Origin of the sequence: Lutibaculum baratangense AMV1, assembly GCF_000496075.1 — a bacterium.
Classification (GTDB): domain Bacteria; phylum Pseudomonadota; class Alphaproteobacteria; order Rhizobiales; family Tepidamorphaceae; genus Lutibaculum; species Lutibaculum baratangense.
Window position 1 is genome coordinate 255,251 of sequence record NZ_AWXZ01000017.1, and the last position, 20,139, is coordinate 275,389.

At 69.4% G+C, this 20,139-nt stretch carries 17 protein-coding genes; 12 read left to right on the forward strand and 5 right to left on the reverse strand.

Annotation, left to right across the window (positions count from 1 at the left end):
* Nucleotides 1-114: 114 nt before the first annotated feature.
* Nucleotides 115-2,133, reverse strand: coding sequence for a thioredoxin domain-containing protein (locus N177_RS06825; protein ID WP_040485253.1), 2,019 nt, complete (start codon nt 2,131-2,133; stop codon nt 115-117).
* 49 nt (nt 2,134-2,182) lie between these two features.
* On the opposite strand from N177_RS06825, the gene mnmE reads away from it, so the two are divergent.
* Genes mnmE through N177_RS06850 form a run of 5 tightly spaced genes read left to right on the forward strand, consistent with a single transcriptional unit; the run spans nt 2,183 to nt 7,832 of the window.
* The gene (gene mnmE / locus N177_RS06830; RefSeq protein ID WP_040485254.1) at nt 2,183-3,520 is read left to right on the forward strand and encodes a tRNA uridine-5-carboxymethylaminomethyl(34) synthesis GTPase MnmE; all 1,338 of its coding nucleotides are present in this window, start codon (nt 2,183-2,185) and stop codon (nt 3,518-3,520) included.
* Nucleotides 3,521-5,431, forward strand: a complete 1,911-nt coding sequence (gene mnmG, locus N177_RS06835; protein ID WP_023431545.1) for a tRNA uridine-5-carboxymethylaminomethyl(34) synthesis enzyme MnmG — start codon at nt 3,521-3,523, stop codon at nt 5,429-5,431. It begins immediately after the preceding gene.
* Nucleotides 5,428-6,075 carry a 16S rRNA (guanine(527)-N(7))-methyltransferase RsmG gene (rsmG, locus tag N177_RS06840; RefSeq protein WP_023431546.1) on the forward strand — a complete coding sequence of 216 codons (648 nt, stop codon included), beginning with the start codon at nt 5,428-5,430 and terminating at the stop codon, nt 6,073-6,075. The genes mnmG and rsmG overlap by 4 nt, the downstream gene beginning before the upstream one ends.
* Before the next feature lie 37 nt (nt 6,076-6,112).
* Nucleotides 6,113-6,907: a ParA family protein gene (locus N177_RS06845; protein ID WP_023431547.1), complete on the forward strand. Its 795-nt coding sequence runs from the start codon at nt 6,113-6,115 to the stop codon at nt 6,905-6,907.
* A 40-nt stretch (nt 6,908-6,947) separates the two neighbouring features.
* Entirely contained in the window at nt 6,948-7,832 is an 885-nt protein-coding gene (locus N177_RS06850) for a ParB/RepB/Spo0J family partition protein (protein WP_023431548.1), read from the forward strand.
* 44 nt (nt 7,833-7,876) lie between these two features.
* On the opposite strand, the gene holA is transcribed toward N177_RS06850, so the two are convergent.
* From holA to leuS, 3 genes are read right to left on the reverse strand one after another with little or no spacing between them, the layout of a single operon-like run.
* Nucleotides 7,877-8,890: a DNA polymerase III subunit delta gene (gene holA / locus N177_RS06855; protein ID WP_023431549.1), complete on the reverse strand. Its 1,014-nt coding sequence runs from the start codon at nt 8,888-8,890 to the stop codon at nt 7,877-7,879.
* 6 nt (nt 8,891-8,896) lie between these two features.
* Complete coding sequence (lptE, locus tag N177_RS06860) at nt 8,897-9,520, reverse strand: LPS assembly lipoprotein LptE (protein ID WP_081718407.1); 624 nt, start codon at nt 9,518-9,520, stop codon at nt 8,897-8,899.
* On the reverse strand, nt 9,507-12,107 hold the full coding sequence (leuS, locus tag N177_RS06865; protein WP_023431551.1) for a leucine--tRNA ligase: 2,601 nt from the start codon (nt 12,105-12,107) through the stop codon (nt 9,507-9,509). Before leuS ends, lptE begins: the two co-directional genes overlap by 14 nt.
* Nucleotides 12,108-12,247: 140 nt before the next feature.
* Here leuS and N177_RS06870 point away from each other — a divergent pair, with 140 nt between their 5' ends.
* A complete protein-coding gene (locus N177_RS06870) occupies nt 12,248-12,946 on the forward strand; it encodes a YggS family pyridoxal phosphate-dependent enzyme (RefSeq protein WP_040485255.1) in 699 nt (232 codons plus the stop codon).
* 108 nt (nt 12,947-13,054) lie between these two features.
* On the opposite strand, the gene N177_RS06875 is transcribed toward N177_RS06870, so the two are convergent.
* The gene (locus N177_RS06875; protein ID WP_023431553.1) at nt 13,055-13,273 is read right to left on the reverse strand and encodes a hypervirulence associated TUDOR domain-containing protein; all 219 of its coding nucleotides are present in this window, start codon (nt 13,271-13,273) and stop codon (nt 13,055-13,057) included.
* 135 nt (nt 13,274-13,408) lie between these two features.
* Here N177_RS06875 and dapF point away from each other — a divergent pair, with 135 nt between their 5' ends.
* The 6 genes from dapF to dnaK all read left to right on the forward strand — a co-directional run bounded on the left by dapF (nt 13,409) and on the right by dnaK (nt 20,033).
* Entirely contained in the window at nt 13,409-14,266 is an 858-nt protein-coding gene (gene dapF, locus N177_RS06880; RefSeq protein ID WP_023431554.1) for a diaminopimelate epimerase, read from the forward strand.
* 96 nt (nt 14,267-14,362) lie between these two features.
* Entirely contained in the window at nt 14,363-15,613 is a 1,251-nt protein-coding gene (gene mtaB / locus N177_RS06885; protein ID WP_023431555.1) for a tRNA (N(6)-L-threonylcarbamoyladenosine(37)-C(2))-methylthiotransferase MtaB, read from the forward strand.
* Nucleotides 15,610-16,914, forward strand: coding sequence for a signal recognition particle-docking protein FtsY (ftsY, locus tag N177_RS06890; protein ID WP_023431556.1), 1,305 nt, complete (start codon nt 15,610-15,612; stop codon nt 16,912-16,914). The genes mtaB and ftsY overlap by 4 nt, the downstream gene beginning before the upstream one ends.
* The gene (locus N177_RS06895; RefSeq protein WP_023431557.1) at nt 16,911-17,507 is read left to right on the forward strand and encodes a septation protein A; all 597 of its coding nucleotides are present in this window, start codon (nt 16,911-16,913) and stop codon (nt 17,505-17,507) included. The genes ftsY and N177_RS06895 overlap by 4 nt, the downstream gene beginning before the upstream one ends.
* A gap of 248 nt (nt 17,508-17,755) precedes the next feature.
* Complete coding sequence (locus N177_RS21615; RefSeq protein ID WP_023431558.1) at nt 17,756-17,899, forward strand: hypothetical protein; 144 nt, start codon at nt 17,756-17,758, stop codon at nt 17,897-17,899.
* 214 nt (nt 17,900-18,113) lie between these two features.
* On the forward strand, nt 18,114-20,033 hold the full coding sequence (gene dnaK, locus N177_RS06900) for a molecular chaperone DnaK (RefSeq protein WP_023431560.1): 1,920 nt from the start codon (nt 18,114-18,116) through the stop codon (nt 20,031-20,033).
* Nucleotides 20,034-20,139: the final 106 nt, after the last annotated feature.

The following is a 20,139-nucleotide window of genomic DNA, read 5'->3' on the forward strand; positions in this document are numbered from 1 at the left end:
CCGCCGTTCAGACGCTTGAGCAGGGGCAGGAGCAGGACCTCTGTCCAACCGCCGAATGACGCCTCTCGCCAGCAGGGAGGATGCGAGCCGCCGCACCATGAGCGGCCGTGGCCGTTAGCGGACGGCTTGCGGGTTCTCCAGCGCCTCTCGGAGCGCCGCCGGGTCCTGGAGCGGAAGCGAACATGTCGTGCCGCGGCAGACGAAGGCTTGCGGCGCGCCGTCGGAGGCCTTGCCGTTCGCGGGGTGACCGGCGGGCAACTCGTGGCCCGCGCCGATGACCTGGAGGACGAGGTTCGGGTCTGCCACGCTCCGGGCGACACGTTCGAGCTCATCGCGCTCCGGGCCTTCCGGTCCCACGACGACGATCTGAAGCGCGCCGATCCTCAGGTCGAGCGCGGCGACCAGGGAGGCGTGCGCGAACGGGTTCTGCATGATCGCGGGCGTCAGCACTTCGAACAGCCTGTCGGCCCGCTCAAGCCACCTCCCCTCGCCCGTCGCGTGGTAGAGCCTGATCATCGCCTCGGCCGCGAGCCCGTTCGCGTTCGGCACGGCGTCGTCTGCCGCGGAGCGGATGCGCATCGTCACGTCGTCCGCGTCGTCGGCTGCCATCACGTAGCCGAAGCCCTCCACCCAATGATGCGCGTGCAGGTGGTCGAGCCATCGCGCCGCGTCCCCGAGAAAGGCCTGAGCGCCCGTCGCCTCGCGCAGGTGCAGGGCGGCCCGCGCCATGGCGGCGTGGTCGCCGGCGATGCCCGGGAAGACGAGGGCGCCGTCGCGGTAGGAATGGCCGAGGCGCGTTTCACGTGAAACGGCGTCCGAAATGAACCGGTAGGCCCTGAATGCGGCCTCGAGCCAATCGGGCCTCTCGAAGGTCATGGCCGCGTCGGCGAGGGCCGCGATCATCAGCCCGTTCCAGTCGGCGAGAACCTTGTCGTCGCGCCCGGGGCGCACCCTTTCCTCGCGACGGGCGAAGAGCCTGTGCCGCATCCGGTCGAGCAGCGCCTCTTCGCCGGGCAGCCCGGGAAAGGGATCGCCGAGCCGGTTCGGGATGTTGTGGCCCTCGAAGTTGCCGCCCTCGGTGATGTCGTAGGCCCGCGCGAAGAGCGGCGCCTCGTCGCCCAGCACCTCGGTCACCTCGTCGAGGCTCCAGACGTAGAACTTCCCCTCCTCGCCTTCCGAATCGGCGTCCAGGCTCGCGGCGAAGGCGCCGCCCTCGGCGATCATCTCCCGGAGCAGCCAGTCGACCGTCTCCTCGACGGCGCGGCGGAACACGGGCTCGCCCGAGCGCAGGTAGGTGCGGGTCAGGAGCTCGACGAGCTGCGCGTTGTCGTAGAGCATCTTCTCGAAATGCGGCACGAGCCAGCGCTCGTCGACGGCGTAGCGCGCAAACCCGCCGCCGATGTGGTCGTTGATCCCGCCCCGGCAGATCTGGCGCAGCGTGTGGTGCAGCGCGCCCAGCATCCGCTTCTCCCCCGTCGCGTGGCCCGCATGCTCGAGGAGTTCGAGGATCGAGCATTGCGGGAACTTCGGTGCGCCGTTAAGGCTCCCGTTCACGGGATCGAAGGCCTGCAGCAGGCGCTCGCCCGCAGCCGCGATGATGCGCGGGTCGAGCTGGGGCTTTCCCTCCGGCGCCTTCGGCGCCAGCGCCTCGGCGATCGCGGCCGTGTTGTGCTCGACCCGCCCGCGCTCCTCGCGGTAGAGGCGGGAGATCTCGGTCAGCACCTGCACGAAGCCGGGGCGGCCGTAGCGCGGCTCCTTCGGGAAGTAGGTGCCACCCCAGAAGGGCTTGCCGTCGGGCGTGAGGAACATGGTCAGCGGCCACCCGCCCTGCTCGCCCAGCGAGTGCAGCGCCTGCATGTAGAGCTGGTCGATCTCCGGCCGTTCCTCCCGATCGACCTTGATATTGACGAAGCCTTCGTTCATCACCGCGGCGACGCCGTCGTCCTCGAAGCTCTCATGCGCCATGACGTGGCACCAGTGGCAGGCGGCATAGCCGACCGACAGGAGGATCGGCTTGTCGAGCCGCTGAGCCTCTTGAAGCGCCTCACGCCCCCAAGCCCGCCAATGGACCGGGTTTTCGGCGTGCTGCAGGAGGTAGGGGCTCTTCTCGTGCCTGAGGAGGTTCTCGCTCATGTCGGGGCTCCGTGCTGCTGCTCGACCGAAGTGAACTAGGGGAACAGTCTTGACCGGGAACGGGTCCGGCACGCCAGACACGATTTTTGCAGCCGCCACGCCGTTCGGCCGCTCCGCCATCGGCGTCTTACGCCTGTCCGGGCCGGCTTGCCGGGCAGTGTGCGAGAAGATCGCCGGCAAGGTGCCGGAGCCGCGCCGGGCAGCCTTCCGCCGGCTGCGCGACGAAACGGGCGAGGTGATCGACGAGGCACTCGTCCTGTTCTTCGCCGGCCCGAACAGCGAGACCGGCGAGGACTGCCTGGAACTCCAGGCCCACGGCAGCCCGGCCGTGCTCCAGCGCCTGGCCGCGCTCCTCGGCGACTTCCCCGGCTGCCGGCCGGCCGAGCCCGGCGAGTTCGCGCAGCGCGCCTTCCTGAACGGCAAGGTCGATCTCACGGCCGTCGAAGGCCTGGCCGATCTCGTCGATGCCGAGACGGAGGCGCAGCGGCGCCTCGCCGTGCGCCAGATGGGCGGCTCCCTGCGCGACCTCTACGAGGGCTGGCGCACCCGCCTCGTCGAGATCCTGGCGCTCGCCGAGGCCGGCATCGACTTCGTCGACGAGGGCGATGTCGGCGGCGACATCGGCCACACGATCGCGCCCATTCTCGAGGAGCTGAGGCGGGAGATCGAGGCCCACCTCTCCGACGCCCGCCGCGGCGAGCGCATCCGCCACGGCGCGGTCGTCACGCTGGCCGGGTCGCCGAATGTGGGCAAGTCGTCGCTGATGAACGCGCTGGCGCGGCGCGAGGTGGCGATCGTCACCGACGTGCCCGGCACGACGCGGGACCGGCTCGAGGTCAGGCTCGACCTCGACGGCATGGCCGTCACCGTCATCGACACGGCGGGCCTGCGCGAGACGGCCGACGTCGTCGAGCGCGAGGGCGTGCGCCGGGCGCGGCTCGCCATAAAGGAGGCCGACCTCGTCCTGCTCCTCGGCGCCGGCGGCCCGCCGATCTCGACTCACGACGGCGAGGTCGAGACGTGGCGGGTCGAGAGCAAGGTCGACCTCACCGGCTCGCTCCCCGGCCGCCGCGACGACGGCACGTTCGGGATCTCGGTGAAGACGGGCGACGGCGTAGCCGACCTGCTCGACGCCCTCGCGGAACGGTTCCGCCACGACGTGGCGTCGAGCGGCGACGTGCTGTTGACGCAGGCCCGACACCGTCGCCATCTCAGCGAGTGCGTCGACGCGCTGGCGGCGGCGGTGCGCATCGGCTACGACGGCGAGCCCGACCTCTTCGCCGAGGAGTTGCGGCGCGCGGCGAGGAGCCTCGGCCGCATCACCGGCCGCGTCGACGTGGAGGAGGTGCTGGGCGCGATCTTCGAGCGGCTCTGCATCGGGAAGTAGATGTTTCACGTGGAACAGGACCGGAAGCCCATGGACGGCAAGAGCTTCGACAGCTTCGACGTCGTCGTGATCGGCGGCGGCCATGCCGGCTGCGAGGCGGCCGCGGCCGCGGCGCGCACCGGCACGGCGACCGCCCTCGTCACGCTGAAGGCCGACGCGATCGGCGTCATGTCGTGCAACCCGGCGATCGGCGGCCTCGGCAAGGGCCACCTCGTGCGCGAGATCGACGCGCTCGACGGCGTGATGGGCCGCGTGGCGGATGCCGCAGGCATCCAGTTCCGCCTCCTCAACCGCCGCAAGGGCCCGGCCGTGCGCGGGCCCCGTGCCCAGGCCGACCGGGCGATCTACCGCCGCGAGATGCAGGGCGCCCTCCGAGCCCGGCCGAACCTGGAGATCGTCGAAGGCGAGGCGGCCGATCTCGTGGTGGAGGAGGGACGCGCCCGCGGCGTCGTCCTCGCCGATGGCCGCACGCTCCGCACAGGTGCGGTGGTGGTCACCACGGGCACCTTCCTGCGCGGCCTCATCCATCTGGGCGAGCGTTCCTGGGCCGCCGGCCGCATCGACGAGGCGCCGAGCGTCAGGCTCGCCGAGCGCTTCGAGGCGATCGGCTTCGAGATGGGCCGCCTGAAGACCGGCACGCCCCCTCGCCTCGACGGGCGCACGATCGACTGGCAGGCGCTCGAGGAGCAGCCGGGCGACGCAGAGCCGGAGTTCTTCTCCTACCTCACCTCTTCCGTGCAGGCGCGCCAGGTGCCCTGCCACATCACGCGCACGACGCCCGAGACGCACGAGATCATTCGCGCTAACCTCGAGCGCTCGGCCATGTGTTCCGGCCGCATCTCCTCGCGGGGCCCGCGCTACTGCCCGTCGATCGAGGACAAGATCGTCCGCTTCGCCGACCGGGAGAGCCACCAGGTCTTCCTCGAGCCCGAAGGGCTCGACGATCCGACCGTCTACCCGAACGGCATCTCGACCTCCCTGCCGGAAGACGTGCAACTTGCCCTCGTGCGCTCCATGCCGGGCCTTGGACGGGTGGAGATCCTGCGGCCGGGCTACGCCATCGAATACGACTATGTCGACCCGCGCGAGCTCGACCCGACGCTCGAGACGCGGCGCATGGCCGGCCTCTTCCTCGCCGGCCAGATCAACGGCACGACGGGCTACGAGGAGGCGGCGGCGCAGGGCCTCGTCGCCGGCCTCAACGCGGCGCGCCGGGCGGGCGGGCTCGACGGCGCCGTCTTCGACCGGTCGGAGGCCTATCTCGGCGTGATGATCGACGACCTCGTCACGCGCGGCGTGTCGGAGCCCTACCGCATGTTCACCTCGCGCGCCGAGTACCGTCTCAGCCTGCGGGCCGACAATGCCGACCTCCGCGTCACGGCGAAGGGAGCCGGCCTCGGCCTCGTCGGGGCGGAGCGGCTCGAAGCCTTCGCGCGGCGCGAGGACGCGCTGCGCGCGGCCGAGGACGTGGCGCGCTCGCTGACGATCACGCCGAAGGATGCTAACGCGCGCGGCCTTTCGGTGAACCAGGACGGAAAGCGCCGCTCGGCCTACGAGCTCCTCTCCTATCCCGACATCGGCTTGGATGATCTTTCGGAGGTCTGGCCGGAGCTCGCCGCGCTCGACCCGGCGACGGCGCGCCAGCTCGAGATCGAGGCGTCCTACGCGGTCTATCTCGACAGGCAGCAGGCGGACGTCGCGGCGTTCCGGCGGGAGGAGGCGATGGTCATCCCGGCAGACTTCGACTTCGACGCCCTGAAGGGCCTGTCGAACGAGGTGCGCGAGAAGCTGAAGCGTGCGGGCCCCCGCTCCCTCGGTCAGGCGTCGCGTCTGGACGGTGTGACGCCGGCCGCCATTCTCCTCCTCGCCGCGCGGCTGCGCGGCATGGCGCCGGCGCGTCGTTCGGCATGAGCGACCGCGCAGAGGGCGAGAAGCTGCTGCAGCAGCTGACGGGCGGTGTTTCACGTGAAACGCTGGAACGTCTCGAAGCCTATGTCGAGACGCTGCGCCAGTGGCAGTCGGTGAAGAACCTCGTCGGGCCGGAGACGCTGGCGCATATCTGGACGCGCCACGTGGCGGATTCCGCGCAGCTCGTTCCCCACATCCCGCCGGGTGCCCGCATCGCCGATCTCGGCAGCGGGGCCGGCCTGCCCGGCCTGGTGCTGGCCTGCTGCCTCGAAGGCACCGGCGCCCACGTCACGCTCGTCGAGGCGAACGGCCGCAAGTGCGGCTTCCTGCGCGCCGCCGCCCGCGCCGCCGGCGTCAAGGTCACGGTCGTGAACGCGCGCATCGAGGACGCTCTGGCAGCACCCGATCTTTCTGTGGATATCGTCACGGCGCGCGCGCTGGCGCCGCTGCCGGAGCTTCTGCGGCTGGCATTTCCGCTGCTCGCGCAAGGTGCTATCGGGCTCTTCCACAAGGGCCGAGATGTTGATGAAGAATTGACCGACTCCGCAAGATATTGGAGTATCGAGCATGAGCTCCTGCCGAGCGGCACCCACGAGGACGGCAGGCTGCTCCTGATCCGCGGCTGCCGGCCGAGATCGGCCGCATGAGCCTGCGACGCGACCTGCCAGAGGAGGCCCGAGAGCGGTGAGCCCGCGCGTCATCACTGTTGCCAATCAGAAGGGTGGCGTGGGCAAGACGACCACCGCCATCAATCTCGGCACGGCCCTGTCGGCCGTCGGCCAGCGGGTGCTCGTCGTCGACATGGACCCGCAGGGCAACGCGTCGACGGGCCTCGGCGTCGGCCGTGCCGACCGCTCGACCTCGATCTACGACGTCTTGAGCGGCGACATGGGGCTCGACGAAGCTGCGGTCGAGACGGCCGTGCCGCGGCTCCACGTGGTCCCGTCCACGCTCGACCTTCTCGGGTTCGAACAGGAGGTGATGGGCGCACGCGACAGGGCCTTCCGGCTGAAGCGGGCCGTCCAGGCGCTCGGTCCGGCCGAGACGGGCCCTTACGACTACGTCCTCGTCGACTGCCCGCCCTCGCTCAACCTCCTCACGATCAACGCGCTCGCCGCCGCCTCCTCGGTGCTCGTGCCGCTCCAGTGCGAGTTCTTCGCCCTCGAGGGTCTGAGCCAGCTCCTCCAGACCGTCGACCACGTGAAGGAGACGCTGAACCCCGAGCTCACCATCCACGGCATCGTGCTGACCATGTTCGACCGCCGCAACAACCTGTCGACGCAGGTGATGGAGGACGTGCGGGAATATATGGGCGGTCGGGTCTACGAGACGGTGATCCCGCGCAACGTGCGGCTCTCCGAGGCGCCGTCCTTCGGCAAGCCGGCCCTGCTCTACGACATCAACTGCACCGGCAGCCAAGCCTATATTCGCCTGGCCTCCGAAATCATCCAGCGCGAGCGCAGCCTCCGCGCTGCGTGATCGACCGCTCGGCCGGAACCGTTAGGGATAGGTTAACCACATGATTTCGCAGGATAAAGCGCCTTCTCGCCTCGGCCGCGGCCTCGCCGCGCTGATCGGCGACGCCGACGCGACGGAGCTTCAGGCGGAGCCCCGGCCGCGCGGCCAGAAGCGCGTGCCGATCGAGCACCTGACGGCGAACCCACGAAATCCGCGCAAGGTGTTCGACGCCGACGAGCTCGCCGATCTCGTCGCCTCCGTGAAGACGCGCGGCGTGATCCAGCCGATCCTCGTGCGCCCTGCCCCGGGCCAGAGCGGCCACTACGAGATCATCGCCGGCGAGCGCCGCTGGCGCGCCTCGCAGGCCGCCGGGCTGCACGAGGTGCCCGTCGTCGTCATCGAGGCGGACGACCGGCTGGCGCTCGAGATCGCGATCATCGAGAACGTCCAGCGCACGAATCTCAATCCGGTCGAGGAGGCGGAGGGCTTCCAGCGGCTCGTCGACGAGTTCGGCTACACCCAGACCGAGCTCGCCCAGTCGATCGGCAAGAGCCGCAGCCACCTCGCGAACACGCTGCGCCTCCTGAAGCTTCCGACCTCCATCCGCGCGCACCTGGCCGAAGGGCGGCTGTCTGCCGGGCACGCCCGCACGCTGATCAATGTCGAGGATCCCGAGCGCCTCGCCGACGAGATCCTGAAGAACGACCTGAGCGTGCGCGAGGCGGAGAAGCTGGCGCGCGATCCTGCGAAGCCGGTGCGGGCGAAGTCGGCCACCGCGCAGGGCAAGGACGCCGACACCCGTGCGCTCGAGCGGCAGCTGGCCGAGCTCCTGGGTCTTTCGGTCGATCTGCGGCACGACCAGTCAGGCTCGGGCGAGCTGCGCATCCGCTACAGGTCGCTCGAGCAGCTCGACGATGTGGCGCGCAGGCTCGGCTACCGCTCCTGAGGGAGCCTTCCTGTCAACTTCTTTAGCCGACGAAGCTTTGGCGTTCAGCGCCGGCTCGGCACGCTGGCGACCGCCATGATCAGCCGGCTAACGATCTCGGTCGAGATCTCGGCCCTCAGACGCGTGTCGGCCTCCGCCCGGCTCATATGCGGCAGCATGCGACCCAAAGCATCGGCCGACCAGAGGCTGAGTTGTCGGCGGAAGGAGGGCTGCCGCTTGAAGAAGACGGGCGGCCGGAGTTCCCGCATGGCTGCATCGGCCGTCGCACCGCCGTCGATCCTCTCGCGCGCGACCATCAGCTGCATGAGGTGACGCGTCAGCCCCCCGACGATCGAGGCGGGCGCGACGCCGGCCTCGAGCGCCCGGTGCAGGCCGTGCTCGGCGCTTCTCACGTCGCCGATGAAGGCGGCGTCGGTAATCTCGTCGAGCTCCAGAGCGGAGGCGTCGCCGCACACCGCGACGACATCGGCGAGCTCGATCGTCTCGGACCCCATGCAGTAGGTCGCGAGCTTCGCGAGTTCGCCGCGCGAGGCGAGCCGGTCGCCGCCCAGCAGGTGGCGCAGCGCCGAACGGGCCTCATTCGCAACCCTCAGACCCGCGGCCTCGGCCTCCTGCGTGATCAGCCGGTCGACCGCCGCCTCGTCGTCGACATAGCAGGGCAGGGCGACCGCCGCGTCCGACGCCTCGACCATCTTGCGCAGCGGCGCCGACGGCTTGAGGTCGCCCGCCTCGAACACGACGATCGTCTCGGCCGGTGGCTGGCCGAGGATCGCGGCGAGGGCGGGGGCGATATTCTTCGAGGTCGGCGTCACGCGGATCGCCTGCCGGCCGCCGAACATCGGCACCGAATGCGCCTCGTCGACGAGCTTCCCGGGATCGCCCGACAAGCTGTCGCCGTCGATCACCACCCGGCCCATGTCGTCGCCGCGGAGGTGCTTCTTCACGAGAAGGCCCGCCCGCTCGGTCACGAGTCCGGTGTCGGGCCCGTAGACGAGCACCACCATTCGGTCCGGCCGGTCTAGGAACCTGTCGATCGCGGGGCCTTTCAGGGCGACCATGCGCCGTCAGTCCCAGTCGGTTCCGAGATCCGTCTCGCCGATGTCGACGCCGATCGCCCTGCCCGAGCGGTTGATGATCGGCGGGCTCATCTGTGGCGTCGCGTTCGCCCCTTGCGCGAAGAACGCGGCGAGCCGGACCCGGATCTCCTCGGCAACCTCGGCCGCGGCGCGCTCCCGCGCATCCTTCTCCGCGCGGTCGTTGGCGAAGCGCTGGTTCGTCCACTCATATGTAGCCTGGCGGGTGACCGAGCCCTGGAAGATCGGCTGGGAAAGGTCGTCCCGCCTGAAAAGCACGAACTCCGCCCGCACGTTGAGGAGGCGTCCCTGGGGCTCCCCGCCGACGAGGCGCACGATCACGTCGCCCGTCGTGGCGTTCGCCCTGAGCCGCAATTCGTAGGCGTTGCCCTCCTGGCCGCCGCCATTCAGCAGGAAAAGCAGGTCGTTTCGGATGATCTGGCCCATCCGGCCGGGCGCCGGAGCTACGTAGATCGAGGTCAACTCGGCGGTCAGCGGCGCGCCGCTCGCCGATGTCGCCTGATAGAGCGGCTGCACCTGGCAACCCCCTAGAAACGCTGCGATTCCGAGAACCGCGAGCCCCGCCCGCAGGCGGTGCCGGTCAGCCGACGACATTCACGATCCTCCCCGGTACCACGATGATCTTCCGCACCGGCCGGTCGCCGAGCGCGCGCTTGACCGCGTCGAGCTCGAGCGCCGCCTTCTCGACCGTCTCCTGGTCGGCGTCGGCGGCGACCCGCAACTCGTCGCGGCGCTTGCCGTTGACCTGCACCGGCAGGACGATCTCGTCCTCGACGAGGAGCGCGGCCTCGGCCTGCGGCCAGGGGGCCAGCGCGAGGAGCCCTTCTCCGCCCAGCGCCTCCCAGGCCTCCTCCGCGAGATGCGGCACCATGGGCGCGGAGACGCGCACCACAGTCTCCGCCATCTCCCGGAGCGCATAGGCCATGTCGGGGCCGGGCGCGCCATGGAGCTTCGCGACCTGGTCGCCCCAGGCGTTCACCGCCTCGTGCACCCGGGCGATCGCCCGGTTGAACCTCAGCTGCTCGATGTCTTCGGACACCGCGGCGATCGTCTTGTGCGCCACCCGGCGCAGCGCCAGGGCCTCGTCCCCGAACTCCGCAGGCTGCGCGATCTTCTCCGGCACCAGTTCGATCACCTGGCCGACGAGGCGCCAGACGCGCTGGGTGAAGCGCCACGCGCCCTCGACGCCCGATTCCGTCCACTCCGAATCGCGCTCGGGCGGCGTGTCCGACAGCATGAACCAGCGCGCCGCGTCGACGCCGAAGGTCTCGAGGATCGTCTCCGGCGAGACGACGTTCCGCTTCGACTTCGACATCTTCTCGGGCGCCCCGACCTTCGCGGGCAGCCCCGTCGCCTTCACGATCACGCTCCCGTCGGCCTGCCGCTCGACATCCTCGGGGAAGAGCCACCTGCCGTCCGGGTCGCGGTAGGTCTCGTGGGTGATCATGCCTTGCGTGAAGAGGCCCTTGAACGGCTCCCTGATCGCGCCGAAGCCGACGCGGCCCATCGCGCGGGTGAAGAAGCGCGAGTAGAGGAGGTGGAGCACGGCGTGCTCGACGCCGCCGATATACTGGTCGACCGGCAGCCAGGCATCCATCAGCGCGCTATCGACCACGTCGTCGGCCGCGGGGCTCGCGAAGCGCGCGAAGTACCACGAGGAGTCGACGAAGGTGTCCATCGTGTCCGTCTCGCGCCGGGCGGCACCACCGCATTTCGGGCACGACACGTCTTTCCAGGTCGGATGGTGGTCGAGCGGGTTGCCCGGCCGGTCGAAGGTCGCGTCGTCGGGCAGGAGGATCGGCAGCTGATCTTCAGGCACCGGCACGATGCCGCAATGGTCGCAATGGACCATCGGGATCGGGCAGCCCCAGTAGCGCTGGCGCGAGATGCCCCAGTCCCTCAGGCGGTAGTTCACCTTGCGCTCCGCCCGGCCCGAAGCCTCCATGCGACGGGCGATCTCCTCCTTCGCGTCCGGCACGGAGAGGCCGTCGAGAAACTCCGAGTTCACGAGCCGGACGGCATCGCCTTCCGTGTCGGTGAAGGCCTCGTCGCCCACCTCGAGGTCCGGCTCGTCCTTCGGCGCGACGACCGGGAGCACCGGCAGGCCGTATTTCCGTGCGAAGTCGAGGTCGCGCTGGTCGTGCGCCGGGCAGCCGAAGATCGCGCCCTCGCCGTAGCCCATCAGCACGAAATTCGCGACATAGACCGGCAGGCGCGCGCCCGTGAACGGGTGGACCGCGTATAGCCCCGTCGCCACGCCGCGCTTCTCCGCCCGCTCGATCGCTTCCTCGCTCGTGCCGAGCGCGGCGCAGTCTCGGCGGAACTGGGCGATCTCCTCGTTCCGCGCGCCGAGATCCTTCGCCAGCGGGTGGTCTGGCGACACGGCGCAGAAGCTCGCGCCGAAGATCGTGTCGTGGCGCGTCGTGAAGACGGTGAGGTTCTCCTCCATCTGCACGCCCTCGCCGTCCACGAGGTCGAACGAGAACTTCAGGCCCTCCGATCGGCCGATCCAGTTGCGCTGCATCAGCCGCACCTTGTCGGGCCACTGGTCGAGCGTCCCGATCGCGTCCAGAAGATCATCCGCGAAGTCGGTGATCTTGAAGAACCACTGGGCGAGCTCGCGCTTCTCGACGACGGCGCCCGAGCGCCAGCCGCGCCCGTCGACCACCTGCTCGTTTGCGAGCACCGTGTTGTCGACCGGGTCCCAGTTGACGAGCGAGGTGCGCCGCTCGACGAGCCCGGCTTCGAACATCTTCACGAAGAGCTTCTGCTGCCGCGAATAATAGGCGGGGTCGCAGGTCGCGAGTTCGCGGCTCCAGTCGAGCGAGAGGCCGAGGAGCTTCAGCTGCTCGCGCATCGCCGCGATGTTGTCGTAGGTCCAGCCCTTGGGGTGGATGCCGCGCTCGATCGCGGCGTTCTCGGCCGGCAGGCCGAACGCGTCCCAGCCCATCGGGTGCAGCACGTTGAAGCCCTTGGCCCGCTTGTAGCGCGCCACCACGTCGCCCATCACGTAGTTGCGGCCGTGCCCGATATGGATCTTGCCGCTCGGATAGGGGAACATCTCCAGCACGTAGTATTTCGGCCGGGGGTCCTCGTCGATCGCCTTGAAGACCTCCCTCTCGTCCCACACGCGCTGCCAGCGGGCCTCGGTCCGGCGGGGGTTGTAGCGTTCGATGGCCATCGCGTGATAATCGCTCTTGAACTTGAAAAAACGCGGGAAACGCGGGGCGTAGATGGCCCCGAAAACGGGCGGTGGTCAACAGCGCCGGCCGGCCCGCCCCCCGTTCCCTTTCCCTCACAGGCGAAGCGTAGACCGTGACCATGACCGACGACCAGCGCGACGAGGCCACACCGGCCGGGCTAGACGAGGTGCGGGCGAGGATCCGGGCGGCCGAGGAGGAGGCGGGGCGCGAGCCGGGCTCCGTCACCCTCGTCGCCGTGTCGAAGACCTTCGAGGCCCCTGACATCCGCCCGGTGCTCCAGGCCGGCCAGCGTGTCTTCGGCGAGAACCGCGTGCAGGAGGCGATGGGCAAGTGGCCTGAACTTCGCGAGGAATTCCCCGACATCGAGCTGCAGCTCATCGGGCCGCTGCAGACGAACAAGGCGAAGGAGGCGGTCACCCTCTTCGACGTCATCTCCTCGGTCGACCGGGAGAAGCTAGCCGGTTCCCTTGCGAAAGAGATCGAAAAGCAGGGCCGGGCGCCCCGCCTTCGGGTGCAGGTGAATATCGGCGAGGAGCCCCAGAAGGCCGGTATCCCCCCCGCCGAGACGGAAGAGTTCGTGAGGCGCTGCCGCGAGGAGCACGGGCTAGAGATCGAGGGCCTCATGTGCATCCCCCCCTTCGACGAGGCGCCCGCTCCGTTCTTCGCGCTGCTGGCCAAGCTCGCCGACCGGCTCGACCTGCCCGTCCGCTCGATGGGCATGAGCGGGGATTTCGAGATCGCCGTGGCGCACGGGGCGACCGAGGTGCGGGTGGGGAGCGCGATATTCGGGGGGCGGCCGCCGCTGAAGAGCGATTAGCGGCCGCCAGCCGTAAGGTTCCCCCGTGCCGCCCCTGGGCCCCGGCTCGGAGGCCGGGGCACGCCAAATGTGGCGCGGCCGGCGGGAAGGTCGCGGACCGCCCCCCCCTCACGCCTTCTCCACCTCGCCGTGCGACTTCAGCACGCGGTCGCCGTCGTCCTGCTCGATCAGGTAGGCGGGATCGTCGGCGGTGGCGTTGCGGGTGATCTCCTTGCCCTTGATGGTGCGGGTCACGCGCTCGCGGAAGATCTCGGTCACCTTGCCCTCGCCGGTGCCGTTGCCCCAGTTCCACTTGACGCGGCTGCCCTTGCCGAAGGATTGCGCCATTCTTCCAGGCTCCCGAGAGGTTGCGGTGCGGCCGGGGCGCGGGGGATCCGTTTCGGGTGCTCTCTTGGCGACGGCGGCCGGGAGAGAGCATATACTGCGCATCGACGCGTTTTCGAGTCCGGCCGCGAGTGCCCCATGACCACGATCCCCTTCCGCAAGATGAACGGCCTCGGCAACGAGATCGCGGTGGTCGACCTCAGGCAGGCGAAGGCGCGGCCGCAGGCGGTGGTGGGGGCGCTGTCGGCGAAGGCCGGGCTCGCCTTCGACCAGGCGATGGTGCTTCTGCCGCCGAAGGCGCAGGGGACCGACGCCTTCGTCGAGATCTACAATTCCGACGGCTCGAAGGCCGGCGCCTGCGGCAACGGCACGCGCTGCATCGCCGACCACGTGATGGCGGCGACCGGCCGTGACAGCGCGGTGTTCCAGACCGCGGGCGGCCTCCTCGTCTGCCACCGCAACGAGGACGGCTCGATCTCGGTCGACATGGGGGCGCCGCGTTTCGAGTGGCACGAGATCCCGCTGTCGGAGAGGTTCGCCGACACGCGCTTCATCGAGTTCGAGGTCGGCCCGCGCGGCGCGCCTGTCATGCACTCGCCGGCGGTGGTGAATGTCGGGAACCCGCACGTCGTGTTCTTCGTCAACGAGCTCGAGGCGATCGATCTCGGCCGGATCGGGCCGATGATCGAGTATCACCCGATGTTCCCGGAGCGGGTGAATGTGGGCGTGGCGGAGGTCGTCTCGCCGGAGCGGCTGAGGCTCAAGGTGTGGGAGCGCGGGGCGGGGCTGACGAAGGCCTGCGGCTCGGCCGCCTGCGCCGCCGCCGTGTCGGCCGCCCGCAGGCGGCAGACGGGGCGCTCGGTCCATGTCGAGCTGCCGGGGGGCGAGCTCCACATTCTCTGGCGCGAGGACGACGACCATATCGTGATGACCGGCCCCGTCGCCCACGAATATGACGACGAGGTGGAGCTCGACGCCACGCCAGCCGGGGCGTGAGGCGCGCCGCTCGAGCCCCCGCACTTTGCGGCCAGGGCGCCGGGCGCGTATAGGGACGGGCGAAAGCAAGCCGCCCCGCACCACCGGAACGCCGATATGCCAGACGTCGTCACCTTCGGATGCCGGCTCAACATCGTGGAATCGGAAGCGATGCGGAAGGCCGCCGATGAGGCGGGCCTTCACGACGCGGTGCTGATCAACACCTGCGCGGTGACCGGAGAGGCCGTGCGCCAGGCGCGCCAGGCGATCCGCCGCGTCGCCCGCGAGCGGCCGGGCGTGCGGATCGTCGTGGCGGGCTGCGCGGCGCAGACCGAGCCGCAGACCTTCGCGGACATGCCGGAGGTCGATCTCGTGCTCGGCAACCGCGAGAAGACGCGGCCCGCGAGCTACCGGCCGGAGGCGTTCGACCTGCCGCGCCACGAGCGGGTGCGGGTCGCGGACATCTTCGCGGTGGAGGAGACGGCGGGGCACCTCGTCGAGGGCTTCGAGGGGCGCACGCGAGCCTTCCTGCAGGTGCAGAACGGCTGCGACCACCGCTGCACCTTCTGCGTCATCCCCTATGGCCGCGGCAACTCGCGGTCGGTGCCGATGGGCGCGGTGGTCGACCAGGCGAGGGCGCTCGTCGAGCGGGGCTATGCCGAGATCGTGCTGACGGGGGTCGACCTCACGGCCTACGGCGCCGACCTGCCGGGGACGCCGCGGCTCGGCACGCTCGTGCGCCAGGTCCTGCGCCACGTGCCGGAGCTGAAGCGCCTGAGGCTCTCCTCGATCGATTCCGTCGAGGCGGACGCCGACCTGATGCGGGCCCTGCGGGACGAGGAGCGGCTGATGCCGCATCTCCATCTGTCGCTGCAGCACGGGCACGACATGATCCTGAAGCGCATGAAGCGGCGGCACAGCCGGGCAGACGCGGTTTCCTTCTGCGAGGAGGCGCGGCGCCTGCGGCCGGAGATCGTGTTCGGCGCCGATTTGATCGCCGGGTTTCCGACCGAGACGGAGGAGATGGCGGCCGAGAACCTCTCCGTCCTCGAGGCCTGCGGGATCACGAGGCTTCATGTCTTTCCGTTCTCGCCGCGGGCGGGGACGCCGGCCGCGCGGATGCCGCAACTTCCCCGCCACGTCGTGAAGGCGCGGGCCGCCGCCTTGCGCGAGGTGGGAGAAGCGCGCCTGAAGGCCCATATGTCCGGTGAGATAGGCCGCAGGCGGATGGTGCTCGCCGAGCGCGGGGGCCGCGGCCGCACGGAAGATTTCACGCCGGTGCGGATCGAGGGCGTCGAGGCAGGCACGCTTCTGGCGGCCACGATCACCGGCCATGACGGCAGGAACCTGGAGGCAAGCCCGGCATGAGCGCCGAGGAGAAGAAGCGCGGCTGGTTCGGCCGGCTGTTCGGAGGCGGCAGGCCCGAGGAGGCCGAGCCCGCGCCGGAGGCCGAGGAGCCGGCGGAGGAGAGCGCTACCGGGGAGCCGGAGGCGTCCGGCGAGGAGGCGCGTCCGGCGGAGGCCCCCGCCTCCCGCGACGAGGCGGCAGCGGCCGCGGCCGAGGCGGAGGCGGAGGAGCCCCTCGCGCCGATCGACGCCATTCCGTCCGCGCCGGAGCCCGAGACCGGGCCCGCGCTCGACGTCGAGCCTGAGGCGGAGCCCGAAGCCGAACCGCAGCCCGAGCCGGTCGCGGTCGCGCCGGTTGCGCCCGAAGCGCCCGCCGAGCCGAAGCAATCCTGGTTCCAGCGCCTGCGGGCCGGGCTCTCGCGCTCCTCGAGCGCGCTCGGCCAGTCGATCACCGGGCTCGTGCGCAAGCGCAAGCTCGACGACGAGATGCTGCAGGATCTCGAGGACGCGCTGATCCAGGCCGATCTGGGCGTTGACACGGCGATGCGCATCACCGAGGAGCTCGCGCGCCGCCGCTACGACAAGCAGGTGACGGCGGACGAGGTGCGCAGCGTGCTCGCCGAGGAGGTCGAGAAGGTCCTGAAGCCGGTGACGAAGCCTCTTCAGCCCGATTTCTCGCATAAACCCCACGTCCTCCTGATGGTGGGGGTCAACGGCTCCGGCAAGACCACGACGATCGGCAAGCTCGCGGCGAAGTTCCGAGCGGACGGCCGCAAGGTCGTGATGGGGGCGGGCGACACGTTCCGCGCCGCCGCGATCGAGCAGCTGAAGGTCTGGGGCGAGCGCACCGGCGCGACCGTCGTCGCGAAGGCGCAAGGGTCGGACGCGTCGGGGGTCGCCTGGGAGACGCTCGATGTGGCGAAGCGCGAGGGCGCGGACATCGCCCTCGTCGACACGGCCGGGCGGCTCCAGAACAAGGCGCATCTGATGGACGAACTGACGAAGATCGTTCGCGTGATCCGCAAGCACGACGAGACGGCGCCGCACGACGTCATCCTCGTGCTCGACGCGACGACCGGGCAGAACGCGATGCAACAGGTCGAGATCTTCCGGCAGGTCTGCGGCGTGACGGGCCTCGTGATGACGAAGCTCGACGGGACGGCGCGCGGCGGCATCCTCGTCGCCATATCGGACAAGCACGAGCTGCCGGTCCATGCGATCGGCATCGGCGAGGGGGTCGAGGATCTCGAGGCGTTCGACGCCGGCCAGTTCGCCCGGGCGATCGCCGGCGTCGCGGAAGCAAGCACGGAGGAGCGGGCATGAGCGAGACCACCACCACGACCGCCGCGAAGCCGCAGCCGGAGTGGCTTCAGCCGCTTCTCGAGATCGGCCCGCTCGTGATCTTCTTCATCATGAACTGGCAGCTCGGGATCTACTGGGCCACCGGGGGCTTCATGGCCGCGATGGTCGTGTCCGTCTCGGCGTCGCTCTTCATCATGAAGCGCCTGCCCGTCATGCCCATCTTCACCCTCGTCGTCGTTCTCCTGTTCGGGTCGCTGACCCTGTGGCTGCAGGACGAGACCTTCATCAAGCTGAAGCCGACGATCACGAACCTCGCCTTCGCCCTGATGCTGTGGGCCGGCCTCGCCTTCGACCGGCCGCTCCTGAAATACGCGTTCGGAACGGTCTTCAACCTCACCCGCGAAGGCTGGCGCATCCTCACGTTCAGGTGGGCGCTGTTCTTCGTTTTCCTGGCGTTGGTGAACGAGGTCGTCTGGCGCAATTTCTCGACGGACACGTGGGTGGCCTTCAAGGTCTTCGGCATCATGCCGATCACCATGATCTTCGCGATGGCGCAGCTGCCGGTTCTCAATCGCCACGCGCTGGCGGAGGACGGCGGCGAGCGCCCGTCCTGATCAGCCCCGCGCCTCGCCGGTGCTGGAAGGGGCAGGCGACGCGGACCCCGAATCGGTCACTGCAGGGCTTCGGCCGAATCCGCCGGAGTCTCAGCGGCTTGAGCTTTTCGTCCCGCATTTGTTCCCGATTGAGTCACGGTGAACGAATCGGGATTCATAAAGCCGAGTCGGATCAAGCACTTAACAAGCGGTAAAATCGCGGGCGGCGCCCCGGCGGCGACGCAACGCGCCCGCCCGCCGGAGCCTGGATGAACGAGTGCGGCACGACGGCGTTGATCTCCGGCACGGTCAAGCACGCCATCCGGCTGAAAAGGAGATACGCCATGCTGCGCCGACTGGTGAAACTTCTGCTGCTCCGCAAGGGAATCCGGTTCCTCAGGCGCCGCCTGTAGGCCGGGGAGCCCCCGTTTCCCGCGCCTGCGGTCCCGCGACTTGCGGCCCAAAATCGACCTTCTTATATACGCTGCAGCCAGCCGGCCCTTCCCGGCGCCGGCCTGAGAATTCAGTGATTTCGAGGGGGCCGTTCCAGACCCCTGTCACCAGTACCCTGGGCCGGGTGCCTCCTTGGAGGGCCCGGACGGCCTGCCACAAGAAAGGTTCGAAGATATGGGCAAGGTAATCGGTATCGATCTCGGGACGACGAACAGCTGCGTCGCCGTCATGGACGGGAAGAACCCGCGCGTGATCGAGAATTCCGAGGGCGCCCGCACCACGCCCTCGATGGTCGCCTTCACCGAAGAAGGCGAGCGGCTCGTCGGCCAGCCGGCCAAGCGCCAGGCGGTGACGAACCCGGAGAACACGTTCTTCGCCATCAAGCGCCTGATCGGGCGCACCTTCGCCGACCCCATGACGGAGAAGGACAAGGGTCTCGTTCCCTACGAGATCGTCAAGGCCGACAACGGCGACGCCTGGGTCGAGAGCCGCGGCGAGAAATTCTCGCCCTCGCAGATCTCGGCCTTCATCCTGCAGAAGATGAAGGAGACCGCCGAGGCCAATCTCGGCCAGAAGGTCGACCAGGCGGTCATCACCGTCCCGGCCTACTTCAACGACGCCCAGCGCCAGGCGACCAAGGACGCCGGCAAGATCGCGGGCCTCGAGGTGCTTCGCATCATCAACGAGCCGACAGCGGCCGCGCTCGCCTACGGGCTCGACAAGAAGGACGGCAAGACGATCGCCGTCTACGACCTCGGTGGCGGCACGTTCGACATCTCGATCCTCGAGATCGGCGACGGCGTCTTCGAGGTGAAGTCGACGAACGGTGACACGTTCCTCGGCGGCGAAGACTTCGACAACCGCCTCGTCGGCTATCTCGCGGACGAGTTCAAGAAGGAGCAGGGCATCGACCTGCGCGGCGACAAGCTCGCCCTCCAGCGCCTGAAGGAGGCCGCTGAGAAGGCCAAGATCGAGCTGTCGAGCGCGACGCAGACCGAGATCAACCTGCCCTTCATCACCGCCGACCAGACCGGCCCGAAGCATCTGACGATGAAGCTGACGCGCGCCAAGTTCGAGGCGCTGGTCGACGACCTCGTGCAGAAGACGGTCGGCCCCTGCAAGGCGGCTCTCAAGGACGCGGGCCTCTCGGCCGGCGAGATCGACGAAGTCGTCCTGGTCGGCGGCATGACCCGCATGCCGAAGATCCAGGAGAGCGTGAAGCAGTTCTTCGGCAAGGAGCCCCACAAGGGCGTGAACCCGGACGAGGTCGTCGCGATCGGCGCCGCGATCCAGGCGGGCGTGCTGCAGGGTGACGTCAAGGACGTCCTGCTTCTCGACGTGACGCCGCTGTCGCTCGGCATCGAGACGCTGGGCGGCGTGTTCACCCGCCTGATCGACCGCAACACGACGATCCCGACGAAGAAGTCGCAGACCTTCTCGACCGCGGAGGACAACCAGACCGCGGTGACGATCCGCGTCTTCCAGGGCGAGCGCGAGATGGCGGCCGACAACAAGCTGCTCGGCCAGTTCGATCTCGTGGGCATCCCCTCCGCGCCGCGCGGCATGCCGCAGATCGAAGTGACGTTCGACATCGACGCCAACGGCATCGTGAACGTCTCGGCGAAGGACAAGGCGACCGGCAAGGAGCAGCAGATCCGCATCCAGGCCTCGGGCGGCCTGTCCGACGCCGACATCGAGCAGATGGTGAAGGACGCCGAGAGCCACGCCGAGGAGGACAAGAAGCGCCGCGCCCTCGTCGAGGCGAGGAACCAGGCCGAGGGTCTCGTCCATTCGACGGAGCGCCAGCTCCAGGAGCATGGCGACAAGCTGCAGGCCGCCGACAAGCAGGCGATCGAGACGGCGATCGCGGAGACGAAGACCGCGCTCGAGGGGGAGGATCCCGAGGCGATCAATGCCAAGGCCCAGTCGCTCGCGCAGGTCGCGATGAAGCTCGGCGAGGCGGTGTACCAGTCGCAGTCCGGTGAGGCCGGCGCGGAGGGTGCCGATGCCGAGGCGTCCGCGGAGAAGGACGAGGACGTGGTCGACGCCGACTTCGAGGAAGTCGACGACGACGATCGCAAGAAGTCGGCCTGATCGGTCCGATCCGACACGAGCATGTCATCCCCGGCCCGCGAAACGGCCGGGGATGATGGTTAAGAAAATGGAAACGGGACGGATGCGACCTTCCGCGCGCGAAGCG

Coding starts and splice junctions, on each gene's coding strand:
- leuS (WP_023431551.1), bottom strand. CDS start 12,107: ATGGCCATCGAACGCTACAACCCCCGCCGGACCGAGGCCCGCTGGCAG.
- mnmG (WP_023431545.1), top strand. CDS start 3,521: ATGTTTCACGTGGAACAGGACCGGAAGCCCATGGACGGCAAGAGCTTC.
- N177_RS06875 (WP_023431553.1), bottom strand. CDS start 13,273: ATGGCGCAATCCTTCGGCAAGGGCAGCCGCGTCAAGTGGAACTGGGGC.
- mtaB (WP_023431555.1), top strand. CDS start 14,363: ATGCCAGACGTCGTCACCTTCGGATGCCGGCTCAACATCGTGGAATCG.
- rsmG (WP_023431546.1), top strand. CDS start 5,428: ATGAGCGACCGCGCAGAGGGCGAGAAGCTGCTGCAGCAGCTGACGGGC.
- N177_RS21615 (WP_023431558.1), top strand. CDS start 17,756: ATGAACGAGTGCGGCACGACGGCGTTGATCTCCGGCACGGTCAAGCAC.
- N177_RS06895 (WP_023431557.1), top strand. CDS start 16,911: ATGAGCGAGACCACCACCACGACCGCCGCGAAGCCGCAGCCGGAGTGG.
- holA (WP_023431549.1), bottom strand. CDS start 8,890: ATGGTCGCCCTGAAAGGCCCCGCGATCGACAGGTTCCTAGACCGGCCG.
- dapF (WP_023431554.1), top strand. CDS start 13,409: ATGACCACGATCCCCTTCCGCAAGATGAACGGCCTCGGCAACGAGATC.
- ftsY (WP_023431556.1), top strand. CDS start 15,610: ATGAGCGCCGAGGAGAAGAAGCGCGGCTGGTTCGGCCGGCTGTTCGGA.
- N177_RS06850 (WP_023431548.1), top strand. CDS start 6,948: ATGATTTCGCAGGATAAAGCGCCTTCTCGCCTCGGCCGCGGCCTCGCC.
- dnaK (WP_023431560.1), top strand. CDS start 18,114: ATGGGCAAGGTAATCGGTATCGATCTCGGGACGACGAACAGCTGCGTC.
- lptE (WP_081718407.1), bottom strand. CDS start 9,520: ATGTCGTCGGCTGACCGGCACCGCCTGCGGGCGGGGCTCGCGGTTCTC.
- N177_RS06870 (WP_040485255.1), top strand. CDS start 12,248: ATGACCGACGACCAGCGCGACGAGGCCACACCGGCCGGGCTAGACGAG.
- N177_RS06825 (WP_040485253.1), bottom strand. CDS start 2,133: ATGAGCGAGAACCTCCTCAGGCACGAGAAGAGCCCCTACCTCCTGCAG.